The sequence below is a fragment of the Streptomyces sp. ADMS genome, from assembly GCF_033441795.1.
Lineage (GTDB): Bacteria > Actinomycetota > Actinomycetes > Streptomycetales > Streptomycetaceae > Streptomyces.
In genome coordinates this window covers 1-16,523 of sequence record NZ_JAVFVX010000140.1, presented here as the reverse complement: position 1 = coordinate 16,523, position 16,523 = coordinate 1, and the positions used below count along the sequence as shown (strand labels likewise).

The 16,523-nt window shown below is 67.6% G+C and carries 19 protein-coding genes and 1 tRNA gene; 14 read left to right on the top strand and 6 right to left on the bottom strand.

Features of this window, described 5'->3' with window-relative positions; all coding sequences use genetic code 11:
* Window positions 1–151: 151 nt before the first annotated feature.
* Together RB628_RS35695 and RB628_RS35690 are read right to left on the bottom strand one after the other, a co-directional pair.
* Window positions 152–223: transfer RNA gene (locus RB628_RS35695), tRNA-Gly, on the bottom strand.
* Window positions 224–343: 120 nt separating this feature from the next.
* Complete coding sequence (locus RB628_RS35690; RefSeq protein WP_318324792.1) at window positions 344–661, bottom strand: Lsr2 family protein; 318 nt, start codon at window positions 659–661, stop codon at window positions 344–346.
* Window positions 662–1,020: 359 nt separating this feature from the next.
* Here RB628_RS35690 and purS point away from each other — a divergent pair, with 359 nt between their 5' ends.
* The 4 genes from purS to RB628_RS35670 all read left to right on the top strand — a co-directional run bounded on the left by purS (window position 1,021) and on the right by RB628_RS35670 (window position 4,554).
* Window positions 1,021–1,284 (top strand): phosphoribosylformylglycinamidine synthase subunit PurS, encoded by a 264-nt coding sequence (gene purS / locus RB628_RS35685; protein WP_318324791.1) that lies wholly within the window; start codon window positions 1,021–1,023, stop codon window positions 1,282–1,284.
* The gene (gene purQ / locus RB628_RS35680) at window positions 1,281–1,961 is read left to right on the top strand and encodes a phosphoribosylformylglycinamidine synthase subunit PurQ (RefSeq protein ID WP_318324790.1); all 681 of its coding nucleotides are present in this window, start codon (window positions 1,281–1,283) and stop codon (window positions 1,959–1,961) included. Before purS ends, purQ begins: the two co-directional genes overlap by 4 nt.
* A complete protein-coding gene (purL, locus tag RB628_RS35675; RefSeq protein ID WP_318324789.1) occupies window positions 1,958–4,216 on the top strand; it encodes a phosphoribosylformylglycinamidine synthase subunit PurL in 2,259 nt (752 codons plus the stop codon). Before purQ ends, purL begins: the two co-directional genes overlap by 4 nt.
* A gap of 77 nt (window positions 4,217–4,293) precedes the next feature.
* Window positions 4,294–4,554, top strand: coding sequence for a hypothetical protein (locus tag RB628_RS35670; protein ID WP_318324788.1), 261 nt, complete (start codon window positions 4,294–4,296; stop codon window positions 4,552–4,554).
* Window positions 4,555–4,594: 40 nt separating this feature from the next.
* Here the strand turns inward: RB628_RS35670 and RB628_RS35665 are convergent, their stop codons facing one another.
* Window positions 4,595–5,179 carry a Uma2 family endonuclease gene (locus RB628_RS35665; protein ID WP_318324787.1) on the bottom strand — a complete coding sequence of 195 codons (585 nt, stop codon included), beginning with the start codon at window positions 5,177–5,179 and terminating at the stop codon, window positions 4,595–4,597.
* Window positions 5,180–5,948: 769 nt separating this feature from the next.
* On the opposite strand from RB628_RS35665, the gene RB628_RS35660 reads away from it, so the two are divergent.
* From RB628_RS35660 to purM, 8 genes are all read left to right on the top strand, one after another.
* Entirely contained in the window at window positions 5,949–6,890 is a 942-nt protein-coding gene (locus tag RB628_RS35660) for a helix-turn-helix transcriptional regulator (RefSeq protein WP_318324793.1), read from the top strand.
* Window positions 6,887–7,111: a DUF397 domain-containing protein gene (locus RB628_RS35655; protein WP_318324786.1), complete on the top strand. Its 225-nt coding sequence runs from the start codon at window positions 6,887–6,889 to the stop codon at window positions 7,109–7,111. The genes RB628_RS35660 and RB628_RS35655 overlap by 4 nt, the downstream gene beginning before the upstream one ends.
* Entirely contained in the window at window positions 7,108–7,206 is a 99-nt protein-coding gene (locus RB628_RS42785) for a DUF397 domain-containing protein (RefSeq protein ID WP_412180776.1), read from the top strand. Before RB628_RS35655 ends, RB628_RS42785 begins: the two co-directional genes overlap by 4 nt.
* Window positions 7,167–7,295 (top strand): DUF397 domain-containing protein, encoded by a 129-nt coding sequence (locus RB628_RS35650; RefSeq protein ID WP_412180777.1) that lies wholly within the window; start codon window positions 7,167–7,169, stop codon window positions 7,293–7,295. Before RB628_RS42785 ends, RB628_RS35650 begins: the two co-directional genes overlap by 40 nt.
* 5 nt (window positions 7,296–7,300) lie before the next feature.
* On the top strand, window positions 7,301–8,128 hold the full coding sequence (locus RB628_RS35645; protein WP_318324785.1) for a maleylpyruvate isomerase family mycothiol-dependent enzyme: 828 nt from the start codon (window positions 7,301–7,303) through the stop codon (window positions 8,126–8,128).
* Between the two features lie 110 nt (window positions 8,129–8,238).
* Window positions 8,239–9,057 (top strand): META domain-containing protein, encoded by an 819-nt coding sequence (locus RB628_RS35640; protein ID WP_318324784.1) that lies wholly within the window; start codon window positions 8,239–8,241, stop codon window positions 9,055–9,057.
* 94 nt (window positions 9,058–9,151) lie between these two features.
* Entirely contained in the window at window positions 9,152–10,681 is a 1,530-nt protein-coding gene (purF, locus tag RB628_RS35635; RefSeq protein ID WP_318324783.1) for an amidophosphoribosyltransferase, read from the top strand.
* A gap of 35 nt (window positions 10,682–10,716) precedes the next feature.
* Window positions 10,717–11,814 (top strand): phosphoribosylformylglycinamidine cyclo-ligase, encoded by a 1,098-nt coding sequence (gene purM, locus RB628_RS35630; protein WP_318324782.1) that lies wholly within the window; start codon window positions 10,717–10,719, stop codon window positions 11,812–11,814.
* Between the two features lie 245 nt (window positions 11,815–12,059).
* Here the strand turns inward: purM and RB628_RS35625 are convergent, their stop codons facing one another.
* Complete coding sequence (locus tag RB628_RS35625; protein ID WP_318324781.1) at window positions 12,060–12,320, bottom strand: DUF3073 domain-containing protein; 261 nt, start codon at window positions 12,318–12,320, stop codon at window positions 12,060–12,062.
* A 288-nt stretch (window positions 12,321–12,608) separates the two neighbouring features.
* Window positions 12,609–13,709 (bottom strand): Leu/Phe/Val dehydrogenase, encoded by a 1,101-nt coding sequence (locus tag RB628_RS35620; protein WP_318324780.1) that lies wholly within the window; start codon window positions 13,707–13,709, stop codon window positions 12,609–12,611.
* A gap of 234 nt (window positions 13,710–13,943) precedes the next feature.
* Between RB628_RS35620 and RB628_RS35615 the strand changes: the two genes are divergently transcribed.
* Window positions 13,944–14,813 (top strand): hypothetical protein, encoded by an 870-nt coding sequence (locus RB628_RS35615; RefSeq protein WP_318324779.1) that lies wholly within the window; start codon window positions 13,944–13,946, stop codon window positions 14,811–14,813.
* 550 nt (window positions 14,814–15,363) lie between these two features.
* Window positions 15,364–15,570: a developmental transcriptional regulator BldC gene (bldC, locus tag RB628_RS35610; protein ID WP_003949541.1), complete on the top strand. Its 207-nt coding sequence runs from the start codon at window positions 15,364–15,366 to the stop codon at window positions 15,568–15,570.
* A 442-nt stretch (window positions 15,571–16,012) separates the two neighbouring features.
* On the opposite strand, the gene RB628_RS35605 is transcribed toward bldC, so the two are convergent.
* Window positions 16,013–16,210 (bottom strand): DUF6274 family protein, encoded by a 198-nt coding sequence (locus RB628_RS35605; RefSeq protein ID WP_318324778.1) that lies wholly within the window; start codon window positions 16,208–16,210, stop codon window positions 16,013–16,015.
* Window positions 16,211–16,523 lie beyond the last annotated feature (313 nt).

Genomic DNA, 16,523 nt, shown 5'->3' with positions numbered 1-16,523 from the left:
CTGGCGACCTCAACCTTGGCAAGGTTGCGCTCTACCAACTGAGCTACGTCCGCATTGCCTCCAGTCGGCTTTCACCGACTGGCGCGAGCACCAGCCTACCTGATCCTCCCCCGGAGGATGGACCCCCAGAGTGGTCAGACCGGCGCTGCAGAGCGGGTGACAGGAATTGCACACTGCGCCTTCCCCCTGGAAGGGGGATGTTCTACTACTGAACTACACCCGCAAGCCTCCGTGAGCCGGGCCTTTCGGCCTCGCCCCTCGGCGTGCTCCAGACTCTAGCTGATCAGCAGGGGGGCAACGCAAGTCGGTTGCGCCGAGGGGCTCCTGAGGCACTGCCGGGGTACTACTGGGCGGCGTTGAAAGCCTCGTACACCTTCTTGGGGATGCGTCCGCGGGTCGGGACATCCATCTTGTTGGCGAGGGCCCAGGCCCGGACCGCCGACGGGTCGGGGGCGACCTCCGTCTGCCTGTACGCCTTGCCGGAGCGCGACCGCTTGCGGCCGGCCTCCACGTACGGCTCCAGAGCCTTACGCAGTTTCTTGGCATTGGTTTGATTCAGGTCGATCTCGTACGACTTGCCGTCGAGTCCGAAGGCGATCGTTTCCGCCGCTTCCGAGCCGTCGATGTCGTCGGAGAGTGTGACCACGACGCGCTGAGCCACGAATATCGGTCCCTTCGTGCGACACCTCGACCACGACGTGCGAAGACGCCGGGAGGTGTCGGGAGATCTCGGTTGTCCGACTGTTATTGGGCAAAGTATCGGCTAATGCCTTTTCCTTTGTACAGTGCCCGGCATTGCAATGGGAAGCCCGACTAAATCTGTCCGCGTGTCTCCCCGCAATAGACATCCTGGATGCGAACCCGGATCTTTCCCAGAATTTTTCGTGCTGGCACCGCTCCGATACCGGATCGTGATGCCGTTCTCCCGGGTTCCCGTAGATTCCTACGAATCTACCCGCGTAGAAATTTTGTACGGGTAGTCTGAAGGAACCTGCTCAGCACCACACACCGGGAGTGCCAGTGGCACGCGTCGTAGTCGACGTCATGCTCAAGCCGGAGATCCTCGACCCCCAGGGCCAGGCGGTGCAGCGTGCACTGCCGCGTCTCGGTTTCGACGGGGTCTCCGACGTACGTCAGGGAAAGCGATTCGAACTGGAAGTTGACGGACCGGTGGACGAAGCCGCGCTCGCCCGCATCCATGATCTTGCGGAATCCTTCCTCGCCAACACCGTGATCGAGGACTTCACCGTGAAGGTGGAGGAGATGGTGGGGGAAGAGAAGTGACTGCTCGTATTGGAGTCGTCACCTTTCCCGGTTCACTGGACGACCGGGACACGCAGCGTGCGATCCGCCTTGCGGGTGCGGAGCCGGTAGCTCTCTGGCACAAGGACAAGGACCTCAAGCAGGTCGACGCGGTGGTTCTGCCCGGCGGATTCTCGTACGGCGACTATCTGCGCGCGGGTGCCATCTCCCGTTTCTCGCCGGTGATGGAGTCCGTCATCGAGCAGGCGAAGTCGGGCATGCCGGTCCTGGGTATCTGTAACGGTTTCCAGATCCTCACCGAGGCGCACCTCCTCCCGGGCGGGATGCTCGGCAACGACCACCTCCACTTCATCTGCCGCGACCAGAAGCTGCGGGTGGAGAACGCGGACACCGCCTGGACCGCCGACTACGACGCCGGCCAGGAGATCCACATCCCGCTGAAGAACATGGACGGCCGGTACGTCGCCGACGAGCGCACGCTGGACATGCTGGAGGCGGAGGGCCGGGTCGCGTTCCGTTACGTGGACTTCAACCCGAACGGGTCGCTGCGCGACATCGCCGGCATCACCAACGAGGCCGGGAACGTCGTGGGCCTCATGCCGCACCCCGAGCACGCGGTCGAGCCGCTGATCGGCAGCGGCCGTACCGACGGCCTCCCCTTCTTCACCTCGATCCTCAAGAAGCTGGTCAACGCATGAGCCGGACGCCTCTGGACACGGTCGAGCACGCGGCCGAGACCCCCGACGTCGAGCTGCCCTGGGCCGAACTCGGTCTGAAGAAGGACGAGTACGAGCGGGTCGTGGAAATCCTCGGCCGCCGCCCGACCGGTGCCGAGCTGGCCATGTACTCGGTCATGTGGTCCGAGCACTGCAGCTACAAGTCGTCGAAGGTGCACCTGCGCCAGTTCGGCGAGAAGGCCCCGCAGAGTGACGCGCTGCTCGTCGGCATCGGCGAGAACGCGGGCGTGGTCGACGTCGGCCAGGGCTACGCGGTCACGTTCAAGGTCGAGTCGCACAACCACCCGTCGTACGTCGAGCCCTACCAGGGCGCCGCGACCGGTGTCGGCGGCATCGTGCGCGACATCATCGCGATGGGCGCCCGGCCGGTGGCGGTCGTGGACCCCCTGCGCTTCGGCGCGGCCGACCACCCCGACACCAAGCGCGTCCTCCCGGGCGTCGTCGCGGGCATCGGCGGCTACGGCAACTGCCTGGGCCTGCCCAACATCGGCGGCGAGGTCGTCTTCGACGCCTGCTACCAGGGGAACCCGCTGGTCAACGCCGGTGCGATCGGTGTGATGCGGCACGAGGACATCCACCTGGCGAAGGCGTCGGGTTCGGGCAACAAGGTCATCCTGTACGGGGCCCGTACGGGCGGTGACGGCATCGGCGGCGCGTCGATCCTGGCGTCCGAGACCTTCGACGACGCCAAGCCGTCGAAGCGTCCGGCCGTGCAGGTGGGCGACCCCTTCCAGGAGAAGCTGCTCATCGAGTGCACCCTGGAGGCCTTCAAGGAGAAGCTGGTCGTCGGCATCCAGGACCTGGGTGCGGCGGGCCTCTCCTGCGCCACGTCCGAACTGGCGTCGAACGGTTCGGGCGGCATGCGCGTGACCCTCGACGACGTCCCCCTGCGCGACTCCACCCTCTCGCCCGAGGAAATCCTCATGAGCGAGTCGCAGGAGCGCATGTGCGCGGTCGTGGAGCCGGAGAAGGTCGACCGGTTCCTGGAGATCTGCGACAAGTGGGACGTCATCGCCACGGTGATCGGTGAGGTCACCGACGGCGACCGCCTGGAGATCTTCTGGCACGGCGGCAAGATCGTCGACGTCGACCCGCGCACGGTCGCGCACGACGGCCCGGTCTACGAGCGCCCGTACGCCCGCCCGGACTGGCAGGACGCCCTCCAGGCGGACGACGCCAACAAGCTTGCGCGGCCCGGGACTTCGGAGGAGCTGAAGGCGCAGGTCGTGCGGCTGGTGTCGTCCCCCAACCAGGCCTCGAAGTCCTGGATCACCTCCCAGTACGACCACTTCGTGCAGGGCAACACGGTGTTGGCCCAGCCCGAGGACTCCGGGATGATCCGCATCGACGAGACGACCGGCCTCGGCGTCGCCATCGCCACGGACGGCAACGGCCGCTTCGCCAAGCTCGACCCGTACGCGGGCGCGCAGTTGGCGCTGTCGGAGGCCTACCGGAACGTGGCGACGACGGGTGCGAAGCCTCTCGCCGTCTCCGACTGCCTGAACTTCGGTTCGCCCGAAGACCCGGCGGTGATGTGGCAGTTCGCGGAGGCGGTACGTGGACTCGCGGACGCCTGCCAGCAGTTGGGCACCCCGGTGACCGGCGGCAACGTCTCCCTCTACAACCAGACGGGCGAAGTCGCCATCCACCCGACGCCGGTGGTGGCCGTGCTGGGCGTCATCGACGACGTGGCGCGGCGCACGCCGGTCGCGTTCCAGGAGGAGGGGCAGCTGCTGTACCTCCTCGGCGACACGCGCGAGGAGTTCAGCGGCTCGGCGTGGTCGCAGGTCGTGCACGACCACCTGGGTGGCCTGCCGCCCAAGGTCGACCTGGAGAGGGAGCGTCTCCTGGCCGAGATCCTGATCTCCGCTTCCCGTGACGGCATGATCGACTCCGCGCACGACCTGTCCGACGGCGGCCTGATCCAGGCGGTCGTCGAGTCGGCGCTGCAGGGTGGGAAGGGCGCGCGTCTGGTCGTACCCGACGGGCTCGACGCCTTCACCCTCCTGTTCTCGGAGTCGGCGGGGCGTGCGGTGGTCGCGGTTCCGCGCTCGGAGGAGCTGCGGTTCAACGACATGTGCGGGGCGCGGGGGCTGCCGGTGACGCGGATCGGTGTCGTGGACGGCGAGTCCATCGAGCTCCAGGGCGAGTTCGAGCTGACGCTGGCGGAACTGCGCGAGGCGCACGAGGCGACGATCCCGGCGCTGCTGGCGTAGTCGCCTTCGGGTTGTACGAGGTTGAGGTCCCGTCCGATTTCGGGCGGGACCTTCTCATTTGCTGGTCAGGGGGACGTGTGGGTTACGGGATGTTCGCGCTCGGCGTGCCGGCCCTGCTGCTGTTCGCGCTCGCCTTTGCCTGGGTCGTCGTCGCGGTGCACGCCCTGCTTCTCGGCCGGATGCCGGGCAGGCGGCTGCCGCGGCTGGTCAGGCAGCCGAGGCTCTGGGGAGCGGGTGCCTTACTGGTGCCGGTCAGCGGGTACGCCCGGTCGCCGTCACTGCTCGCTGTCGCCGTCGGCCTGGTCGCGCTGGGGCACGTCATGAAGTCCCAGCGGTGAGTGGACAGTTGGCGTTGCCCAAGCCGCGCACACGGCCGACTCACCGCACGTAGTTCGTGAGGATCTCCGTGTCGAGCTCGATGCCGATCGGGTCGGGGAGGAACACCTTCTCGCCGAACTTCGCGGTGTGGATGTCCCGGTAGCCGCCGACTTTGCGGTCCGGGGAACTGTGCACCGTGACGGTGCAGGAGTCCCGGTCGATCAGGAGGTACAGGGGGATGCCGGACTGGCCGTACGCGGCCGGCTTCTCGTGCCGGTCCCGTCGGTCGGTGTCCGAGTCGTACGAGGTGACCTCGACGACCAGGAGTGCTCCGTCCGGGTCAGCCCAGTCGCCGTGTCCCGCGAAGTGGGCTTCGGGTGCGAGTACGGCATCCGGTTTCGCCCTGCCCTCCCGGTATGACTCCACCCGGAGTCCTTGGCCCTGGTACAGGTCCAGGTCGGGCCTGCTCTGCATACAGCGTCGGGTCAGCCACGACACGATGGTGCTGTGATCTCCGTCCGTCACCTTCTTGACCCCGATCCGTCCGTTGATGAACTCCAACGTGACGGTCTCGGGAGCGGCGGAGGCGATTGTTTCGAACTCCTCCACCGACATCTGAGACGTGCGCTCGGCCATAACCGTCATGTTGCACCCCCTTCCAGGCGAAGGCCAGTGTTGCCCCAGGTCCGGCGGTGCGGGTTGGATCCCGTAGTCGATCACACTCACGGGTGACCGCCTTCTGATCCCACGGGCTCCCGGTCCGTGCATTCCAAGCATGCATACGCAGTCCGACCCGGCCCCGTGCCCTGGTCGACCGTGGGCAGCGCCACCAGCGGTGTGCTGCTGGGCTGTTGGCAGATGGCGCACAGGCGGGTCCGGTGCAGGCACTCCGAGCACATGCGGCCGGTGTTCTCGAGGGTGCCGTAGCGCGGGAACGGGGCGCGGCCGACCTTGCAGATGTCGCAGCGGGGGTCCACCTCGATGCCGGTCACCGGCTCGGCTCCGTGTCGGCCACGAGTGACTGACGCTCGGTGCAGTCGGCAAGCCGCACCCAGAGGAAGTCACCCTCGGCGTCGACCTCGGGGTAACCGGACCCGACCTGCACGACGACGCCCCTCGAAGCGCTCGGGCGCTTCGCGCTTGCGGGAGTCGGGCGGGACGTAGGTGGTGCCGCGGACTCGGTCACCTACGAGGAAGGGGCCGTCGGTGAGGGCGAGGCGCTGGGGGTGGGGTTGAGGTGTGGTCATGGGTATTACGGTTCCTCCGATCCAGCAGCGATGCAATTGAACGTAGAAATTCCACGAGAACTGGCAAATGCCGGAAACCTGGCATGTGACTGCGCAAGGTAAGCAGAGGCTGCCACACTCAGTGCACGGCCCGTTACTTGATGGACACGGGGCGTCAAGTGGCGGGCATGGACATACTGTTGGCGGGCATGACCGCAGAGGGAGCGGACACGGTGGCAACGAAGACAGGGCCGACGATCCGGCGGATGCAACTCGGTCAGGAGCTGCGGAGGCTGCGTCAGACCGCCCTTCGGGATGACGGTGACGGCACTGGCATGACGTTGGCGCAGGCGGTGAAGGGACTCGGCTTCACGGAGTCGAAGCTGTACCGCGTAGAGAACGGGCTGACCGGCCTGCCCAAGGTCCAGGACCTCAAGGAACTCCTCGACCGGTACGGGGTCACGGACCCGGACGACGTGGAGTTCCTGTTGGAGATCCACAAGAACTCGCTGCACCGGGGCTGGTGGTCCCCGTACCGGAGCCTCATGCCTTCGGGGTTCGGTATGAGCGTGGGTCTGGAGGGCGACGCCAAGATCCTGCGCGTCTACGAGCCGAACAGGATGTTCGGGCTCTTCCAGACTGAGGCGTACGCGCGAGCGCAGTTCGAGATTGCCAAGCCGATCGACGAGCGGACAACCGAGTTCGTAGAGCGCAGCGTTGAGATTCGCATGCGGCGCAAGGAAGCCATTACGCGCACCGATCGGCCGGTCGAGATCCACGCGATCCTCGAAGAGGCTGCGGTGAGGCACGTCTTCGGCGGCCCGGAGGTGATGCGAGAGCAGTACGAGCACCTTGCGGAACTTGTGGCGCTGGATCACGTGACGGTGCAGATCCTGCCGATGTCTCAGCCGGTCTACCGAGCCCTCGACAACTTCGTGCTCATGGAGTTCGAGCCGCCTCTGCCGCGAGTGGTCAGCATCGACACCCTGGACACGGTGAGCCTGACGGACAAGGACACCGATCTTTGGCGGTACGCCCGCCGGTTTGACGCCATGCGAGCCGGGGCGCCCGCGCCAAGGGAAACTCCCCAGTTTCTGGAACGACTAGCACGAGAGATGGAACAGAGATGAGCACCCGTCGAGACCCCCATGAACTTGCCCCAGATGAAGCCTGGTTCAAGTCCTCGTACAGCAGCGACGCGGGCGGCAACTGCGTTGAGGTGGCGAACCTCGTGCGGACTCACGCGCGCATGGCTGTACGTGATTCCAAGCAGCAGCGGGGCCCCACCCTCCTGATGCCGTCGACATCGTTCGCGGTGTTCATCGAGCATGTGAAGTCGGAGCGGCCGTGAGTATCCACGAACCCGCCTGGTTCAAGTCGTCGTACAGCGACGACCAGGGCGGCACCTGCGTAGAAGTCGCCCACCTCACCCCCCCGCCCGCATAGCCGTCCGCGACTCCAAGCACCCCCAGGGCCCCGCCCTCCTCCTCCCCCCAGAAGCCGTCGCGGCGTTGCTGGACCACGTCCGGAGCTGACCCCCATGCCCCCAGCCAAAAAGCCGAACCCCCGCCCCCGCACCCGCACCCGCACCTACGACCCCGCCAGGACCCGCACCGCAGTCCTCACCCAGTACGCCCACATCCGCACCGCCGTCCGCACCCTCACCCCCGACCAACTCGCCCTCCCCACCCGCCTCGGGGACTGGACGGTCGGGGACCTGGTCGCGCACGTCACCATGGCCGTGGAGACCGTCAGCCGCAACCTTGACCGGGACGAGCCAGAGAAAGCCGAACTCGCCCTTCTCGACTGGCCGTTCGCTACCGCTGCCCGCGCCGCCGACATCGCCGGGAGCACCCGTGAGCTGGCCGCCGCCCACCCCGACCTCGATTCCCTCAACGCCCTCTACGCCCTCACCGAACAGCGCCTCACCCAACGCCTGGCCACCGCCCCCGGCACTCGCCGGCTCGCCACCCGCACCGGCACCATGACCCTCGCCGACCACCTGGTGACCCGCACCGTCGAACTGGTCGTCCACACCGACGACCTGAACGCCGCCGTCCCGGGCCTCGACATCCCGTACGACCGTCAGGCCCTCGCCACCTGCACCCGCCTCCTCGCCGACACCCTCGCCGCCAAGGCCCCCGGCGGCTCGACGGAGGTCCGCATCCCGCCGTACGCCGTGGTGCAGTGCGTCGAGGGGCCGAGGCACACCCGTGGCACCCCGCCCAACGTCGTCGAGACCGACCCGCTGACCTGGATCCGCCTGGCCACCGGCCGGATCCAGTGGGCCGACGCCCTCGACAACGCCCAGGTCACCGCGAGCGGAGAACGCGCCGACCTCTCAGGGCTGCTGCCTCTCATGGCGTGACGGCAGTCCCGTACGAAGACAGCGCGGCAAAAGCACAAGTGATGGCCGGACGGGAACCGCCCACCCGCCCCTTCCGTCCCATCGGCATGAAAAAGCAGCGACTGACGAGCGTGAGCCTCAGCATCCTGACCCTGACCGTGCTCCCCCTCGCCGCGGCCTGCGGCAGCGAGAAGGACAGCGGCAGCCAGACCGTCGGAACGGGATCGGGAACCGCTGCGGTCACCGGCGTCCACTGGACCGTCGACGACCTCACCGTCGACGGGAAGAAGAGCGAGGCACCGGCCGGCGCCTTCCTGAAGATCGACGAGAGCGGCGAGGTCAGCGGCAACTACGGCTGCAACGGCTTCGGAGCCAGCGCCACCATCGACGGTGACGCCATCGACTTCGGACGGGCCCGCTCGACCGACATGGCCTGCGGAAATGACCGGATGACCTTCGAGAACAGCCTCTCCGAGGCACTCACCGGCGGCACCCTCACCGCAAAGGCCGACGCCGACGCCAAGGACGACAAGGTCCAGCAGCTGACCCTCACCACCGCATCGGGGGCCACCATCCACCTCACCGAAGAGAAGGCCGCCGCCCTCTACGGCACCAAGTGGACGATCACGACGGTCGGTGAGACCGACGCCGGCGGCGTCTCCCCGCTTCCCTCCGGTGCCGAGGCCTACCTCGTCTTCGACCAGAAGAAGGGGACGGTCAGCGGCAAGGCTGGTTGCAACAACGTTTCTGCTGAGGCGACGGTAAGCGACGGCTCTATCACTTTCGGCAGCCCGGCGACCACCCGAAGGATGTGCGACGGCTCACTCATGGAGGCGGAGAAGACTCTGCTCAGTGTCTTCGACGGCAGGACCGCCTACAAGATCGATCACCGCGCCCTGTCTCTGACCAGCGCAAACGGAGCCACCGTCAGCGCGACCGCCGCCGGCTGAGCCCCTACCGCAGTCCGCGGCCCCTCGGTGCCCGCACATCACAGTCGCATTCCCTAATTCGGACCAGTGGTCGATCTCGCCTACACTCGGTGGCGTGCCACGTGGTGACGGTCGACTCAGTCATGATCTGCTCCCCGGTGAGAAGGGCCCCCAGGACGCTTGCGGCGTCTTCGGGGTCTGGGCCCCCGGTGAAGAGGTCGCCAAGCTCACTTACTTCGGGCTCTACGCCCTACAGCATCGAGGCCAGGAATCCGCGGGTATCGCGGTCAGTAACGGCTCGAAGATCCTCGTCTTCAAGGACATGGGCCTTGTCTCCCAGGTCTTCGACGAGACCTCGCTCGGCGCCCTCAAGGGTCATATCGCGGTCGGTCACGCCCGCTACTCGACCACTGGCGCCTCCACCTGGGAGAACGCCCAGCCCACCTTCCGCGCGACCGGCCACGGCTCCATCGCCCTCGGCCACAACGGCAACCTCGTCAACACGGCGCAGCTCGCCGAGATGGTCGCCGACCTGCCCAAGCAGCACGACGGCCGCACTCCGCGCGTCGCGGCGACCAACGACACCGATCTGCTCACGGCCCTCCTGGCCGCCCAGACCGACGACGAGGGCAACCCGCTGACCATCGAAGAAGCCTCGGCGCGGATTCTTCCGCAGGTCCAGGGCGCCTTCTCCCTCGTCTACATGGACGAGCACACGCTGTACGCCGCCCGCGACCCGCAGGGCATCCGCCCCCTGGTCCTGGGCCGGCTGGAGCGCGGCTGGGTCGTCGCCTCCGAGTCCGCCGCCCTCGACATCTGCGGCGCCGCCTATGTGCGCGAGATCGAGCCGGGCGAGTTCGTCGCCATCGACGAGAACGGTCTGCGTACATCGCGATTCGCGGAAGCGAAGCCCAAGGGCTGTGTCTTCGAGTACGTGTACCTGGCCCGCCCGGACACCGACATCGCCGGCCGGAACGTGTACCTCTCCCGGGTCGAGATGGGGCGGAAACTCGCCAAGGAGGCCCCTGTCGAGGCCGACCTGGTGATAGCGACCCCGGAGTCCGGCACCCCGGCCGCCATCGGCTACGCCGAGGCCTCCGGAATCCCCTTCGGGGCCGGACTCGTCAAGAACGCCTATGTCGGACGTACGTTCATCCAGCCCTCCCAGACGATCCGGCAGCTCGGTATCCGGCTGAAGCTGAACCCGCTGAAGGAAGTCATCAAGGGCAAGCGTCTGGTCGTCGTCGACGACTCGATCGTGCGCGGCAACACCCAGCGGGCGCTCGTGCGCATGCTGCGGGAGGCCGGCGCGGCGGAGGTCCACATCCGGATCTCCTCGCCCCCCGTCAAGTGGCCCTGCTTCTTCGGCATAGATTTCGCCACCCGCGCCGAGCTCATCGCCAACGGCATGACCATCGACGAGATCGGCACCTCGCTCGGCGCCGACTCCCTCTCGTACATCTCCCTCGACGGCATGATCGAGGCGACCACCATCGCCAAGCCGAACCTGTGCCGCGCCTGCTTCGACGGCGAGTACCCGATGGACCTTCCCGACCCCGAACTGCTCGGCAAGCAGCTCCTGGAGACCGAGCTGGCCGCAGGGCCCGCCGCCACGGCCGCGGCCGACGCGATCCGTCGCCCGTGAGCCTCACTGGAAACGACACGAAAGCTCTCCCCCTCATGACTGCTGAGTCTTCTGGGCGTGCTCCGCACGCGGGCGCTGGTGCCAGCTACGCAGCCGCCGGCGTCGACATCGAAGCGGGCGACCGCGCCGTCGAGCTGATGAAGGAGTGGGTGAAGAAGACGCAGCGCCCCGAGGTCCTCGGCGGCCTCGGCGGCTTCGCCGGCCTCTTCGACGCCTCCGCCCTCAAGCGCTTCGAGCGCCCGCTGCTCGCCTCCGCGACCGACGGCGTCGGCACGAAGGTCGACATCGCCCGCCAGCTGGGCGTGTACGACACCATCGGGCACGACCTGGTCGCCATGGTCATGGACGACATCGTGGTGTGCGGCGCCGAACCGCTGTTCATGACCGACTACATCTGTGTCGGCAAGGTCCACCCCGAGCGCGTCGCCGCGATCGTCAAGGGCATCGCCGAGGGCTGCGTACTGGCCGGATGCGCTCTGGTCGGCGGCGAGACCGCCGAACACCCGGGTCTGCTCGGCCCGGACGACTTCGACGTCGCCGGCGCCGGTACGGGTGTCGTGGAGGCCGACCGGCTGCTCGGCGCGGATCGTATCCGTACGGGTGACGCGGTGATCGCCATGGCCGCGTCCGGGCTTCACTCGAACGGGTACTCGCTCGTCCGGCATGTGCTGCTGAAGCAGGGCGGGCTGGCCCTGGACGCGCACATCGAGGAGTTCGGGCGGACCCTCGGCGAGGAACTCCTCGTACCCACCAGGATCTACTCGCTGGACTGCCTGGCCCTCACCCGCACCACCGACGTGCACGCCTACTCGCACGTCACCGGTGGCGGTCTGGCCGCCAACCTGGCCCGGGTGATCCCGGACACCCTCCACGCGATCGTCGACCGCTCCACGTGGACCCCGGCACCGGTCTTCGACCTCGTCGGGAAGACGGGCGCCGTCGAGCGCCTGGAGCTGGAGAAGACCCTGAACATGGGCGTCGGCATGATCGCGATCGTCCCGGAGGACTCGGCGGACGTGGCCCTGGCCACCCTGGCGGACCGGGGCGTCGAGGCATGGGTCGCCGGCGAGATCACCGACCGTGGCGACCACGCGACGGGCGCGGAGCTGGTCGGCGACTACGCCCGGAACTAGACGGCCAGGCGGCGCAGCCGCCGAGCCGAAGGGGCGCGGGGAACGGGCGCGAGCAACCACAACGCACCCGTAGTCGCCAGTCAACAGCAGCCCCCGAGCTGGTAGGCGCCCCCACCCGACCCAGCTGAGCGGCAACGCACAAAACCCGGTCCGGTGCTTGGCTGGCCCGGACCGGGTGAAGTGCAGCTGATGCCCTACAGGAAACTGTGCAACCTGTTCAGCGCGCCGCAAGCAGACGTAAGACGTCAAGCCCCACGGCGATGTTGGGACGAGGGACTGGAGGATTGCTCGTCCTCGTCCTCATCGTCGTCGTTGTACAGATCCGCGTACTGGGCGTACGGGTCGTCTTCTTCCTCGTCGTCTTCGAAAGGCTCGCCGTTCGGCGGCTGACTCGAAGTCGAAGCGCCCAGCTCATTGGCCAGACGCGAGAGGTCAGTCCCGCCGCTGCTGTACTTCAGCTGGCGGGCGACCTTCGTCTGCTTGGCCTTTGCCCGGCCGCGCCCCATGGCTCGACCCCCTCGGATACGGGGCTCGATGGCCCCAGAGTCTTGACACGCGTTCATGGTATGGAACGGGCTCTCCTTGGAGAGACCGGTCCGTAGGGCTTCCACGGTACCTGAGCCCACGCCCATACGGTACGTCGCCCGCAGGACGTGGCGGTGCCCAGAACCCTCGAGGTGCCCTGTCCCCGCTGGTCAACCGCGATTTTAACCACTTCTTGGCGAGCGACCCGCCGACGGGAGTGAGAGTTCTCTCCAACACCCCGCCGACAGGTACCTCCGCGCTCCGTCCGCCTACTGGCTCCGGCGGGCCTCCGCCATCCGCTGCTCGGCGATCCGGTCGGCCGCGGCGGCCGGCGGAATACCATCCGTCTTCGCACGTGCGAATATTGCCAGCGTGGTGTCGTAGATCTTCGAAGCCTTCGCCTTGCACCGCTCGAAGTCGAACCCGTGCAGTTCGTCGGCCACCTGGATCACGCCACCGGCGTTCACGACGTAGTCGGGCGCGTAGAGGATCCCGCGGTCCGCGAGGTCCTTCTCGACGCCCGGGTGCGAGAGCTGGTTGTTGGCCGCCCCGCACACCACCTTCGCCGTCAGCACGGGCACGGTCTCGTCACTCAGTGCCCCACCCAGCGCGCAGGGCGCGTAGACGTCCAGGCCTTCGGTCCGGATCAGCGCGGCGGTGTCGGCGACGGCCGTGACGCCGCCGTCCGGGTGGGTGGCCAGAATCCGACGTACGGCGTCCTCCCGTACGTCCGTGATCACCACCTCGGCGCCTTCCTCGCGCAGATGGCGCACCAGGTGGTGCCCGACCTTGCCGACGCCCGCGATGCCGACCATGCGCCCGCGCAGCGACGGGTCGCCCCAGAGGTGCTGGGCGCTCGCCCGCATGCCCTGGTAGACGCCGAAGGCGGTCAGTACGGACGAGTCGCCGGCGCCACCGTTCTCCGGGGACCGTCCGGTCGTCCATCGGCACTCGCGCGCGACCACGTCCATGTCGGCCACGTAGGTACCGACGTCGCACGCGGTGACGTACCGCCCGCCGAGCGAGGCCACGAACCGGCCGTACGCGAGGAGGAGTTCCTCGCTCTTGACGATGTCCGGGTCGCCGATGATCACGGCCTTGCCGCCGCCGTGGTCGAGACCGGCCATGGCGTTCTTGTACGACATCCCGCGCGCGAGGTTCAGCGCGTCGGTGACGGCCTCCGCCTCGTTCGCGTACGGGTAGAAGCGCGTACCGCCGAGCGCGGGGCCCAGGGCGGTGGAGTGGATGGCGATGACGGCCTTGAGGCCGGTGGCCCGGTCCTGGCAGAGCACGACTTGCTCATGACCCCCCTGCTCCGAGTGGAACAGGGTGTGCAGTACATCAGCAGGCGCGCCGGTTACGTCGGTCACTGTGGTGACTCCAGGGTAAGTAGCGGCGGTCGGGGCTGGAGCCCGTACGGGTGGCGGGCCTCCGTGGGCATGAGAGTAAAGCCACTCCCGGGCCTCCGTATGCCAAGCGTCCCCGCAGTGCCAAGGATCACCTGCCGGTGACGTGGGACCGTACGACGGTTTGCATAATTTTCCCGTGCTGCTGTCTGCTGGTTCTGCGGGTTTTCCTGGTCGTCCAGGGGGGAGGGAGCAGGCGTGCCCAAGGTGTCCTCGGTGATCGTCCCGTACGCGTCCTACTTGCGTGTCTACGAGCCCCTGGCGGCCTTCCCCGAGCCGGAGCGCAGTCACTGGGCGCGCTACGCCCGACGGCCCGACCGGCCCTCGTACCAGGACGAGCTGCGCCGCTCCCTGGCCGACCTGCTGCCCGTCCCGCCGGTCGCGGTACCGGTGCACGAGAGCGCCGACGCCTTCGTCACCGAGGTCGAGGGCGTGCTGTGCGTCTGCCCCTGGCGCACCCGGCTGCGCGGCTGGCGGGCGCTGGGCGAGCTGGGGGACGAACTCCCCGTGCCGGTCCTGGACGCCGTCCTGCCGCCCCTCGTGCGCCACCAGGCCGCCCAGGACTACGAGCGCTGGCTGACCCGCAACCCGGACGCCCGTCCCTGGATCCGCACGGCGACCTGGCAGGTGCCGCTGGACTGGTTCGTGCTGGTGTCCGACGAGGAGCGCGAGTACGACAAGGGCTCGGGGGAGTCGCGGGGTCCGGGAGCCGACGAGGGTGCGCCGCCCGTGCTGCGCTACCGGACGCCCATGGTGCAGGCGCGGCGGCGCGTGGCACGCGGGCTGCGGACCCTGCGGGACACCCTCGACGAGGGGCCGCTGATCGACGGGCTGCTGGACGTGGGGCGCTGGCTGGAGGAGTTCCATCCGCGCTCACTGGTCGAGCTGGACTACGGCGGGCTGGTGCATGTGCTGTCGGCCGGCGATCTGGCCGGCGACCACTCGGCGGCGGACGTGGCCGTGGGCATCGAGGCGCTGCGCGACGGGGACGGCGAGGCGGCCGGAGAGGCGTACGGGCGGCTCGTGGAGCGGTGGCAGGCGGTGCGGGACCGGCGGTCGGCGAACTGACGGTTCGGCTGGCGGTTGGACTGGCGGTTTGGCTGACGGTTCGTCAAAAAAGGACTCCCTGGAACGTGAGTTCCATTTTTGTGGGACGCTCTTGGGGCTGCCGTGGGACGTAGGTCCCGATCCGGGCGTTTGTGTCAAGCGTGACGGACCGCACGTACAGGTGGCTTGCGTCCCTTGCCCCTCCTCGTGCCAAAATAGGACAAGGAGTCCGGGGGAGGCTCCATCTGCCCAGCTATGGGTGGAATCTCGGCATTGCACGCTATGGGGGGGGTCTCGTGACTCCTGATCGCCACTGTGACTGATCGTCACAGTGGCGTGACTGTCCGCTATGGCATGGTCCATCGGCTTCCGTCGCCGTTGGGCACCTGGGAGGGCAATTCCATCGGTTTGGCCTACGCGGTTGGACAGATGGTGTAGTTGTAGTGCCGAGGACAAGCCGTTCGTCCTATAACCGACTCGACCCGCGTCCGCCATTTCGGGCAACGCGGGTCAAGGTGCAGAATTTAGAGGAATGAACCGAGAAGGTTCGGTTCTCCCGAGGAGGCCGCTCATGACCGCTCGCACCCCTGATGCCGAGCCGCTGCTGACCCCGGCTGAGGTCGCCACCATGTTCCGTGTCGACCCGAAGACGGTTACGCGGTGGGCGAAGGCCGGCAAGCTCACATCCATCCGCACGCTCGGCGGACACCGCCGGTACCGCGAGGCGGAGGTCCGCGCCCTGCTTGCGGGCATTCCGCAGCAGCGCAGCGAGGCCTGACCAACTGAATAGTCGGACGATTCGGCAGGTCCCCCAACTATCGGCCGAGGCGTCCGACGTGCAACATCAGCTCCACCAGAGTCATCAGCTCCACCAGTAACGGCTTCAACCGACGCGGGTCTGCCCCAACAGGCCTGACGCCCAAAGCAGTTCCATCGGTTCCACAGCTTCAAGGGTGCGTCGTAGAGATCGCGCTGGACTCCGCCGGGTCCAGCGCGATCTTTTTTGTGCCTGGTCGTGGGGTGGCACGGAGTGCTGTGAGCGGGCTTGTTGGAGTCTGGGGAGAGGTGTCGGATCAGCTGAGGGAGCCCCTATGGGGCTGGTGCAATTGCACATATTAAATTGACCGGTTGTGGCAGACCGGTAAGAACCCACGTTTTGAAAACTCATGCAGTGACACCCGTCACATGCCACGCATCTTGTTGACGATGTGCCATGAGTGTTAGGGGGAACTGCTGTTGGCACCCGGTGTCTCGTCCGCCTCGATGTCTCCGTCGGCCTCGGCGCAGCGCTCCATGGCGAGCCTCTCCAACCGGTGGCAGATCGGACAGTGCCGCGTGAGATGCCGGTACCCGCTGGCGGCCGACAGATGCGCCCGAAGCAGGGCACGAGTCTCATGCCGTCTCGCGGACGCAGCCATGGCCACCTCCAGAAGGGGGACAGGGCATCGAAGGCCCTGCTCTCTGGGTACCCGGGGAGGGCGGCGTCGTCAATACGGCGGCAGCGCGAGAGGGTCCGAGTCGTGAGAGTCGGGCCATCTCGTTCTTCGCCGCGGTCCTGACGGGATTTGCTGTGTCTGATTGCGGCTCTGGCGCGGGCGCGGCCCCTCTCTTGGGGCCGGGCCCGCGGCATGACGAAGGCCCGCGTCCGTTCCCGGATGCGGGCCTCGTTCTTCACTGCGGTCCTGACGGGATTTGAACCCGCGGCCTCCACCTTGACAGGGTGGCGAGCAC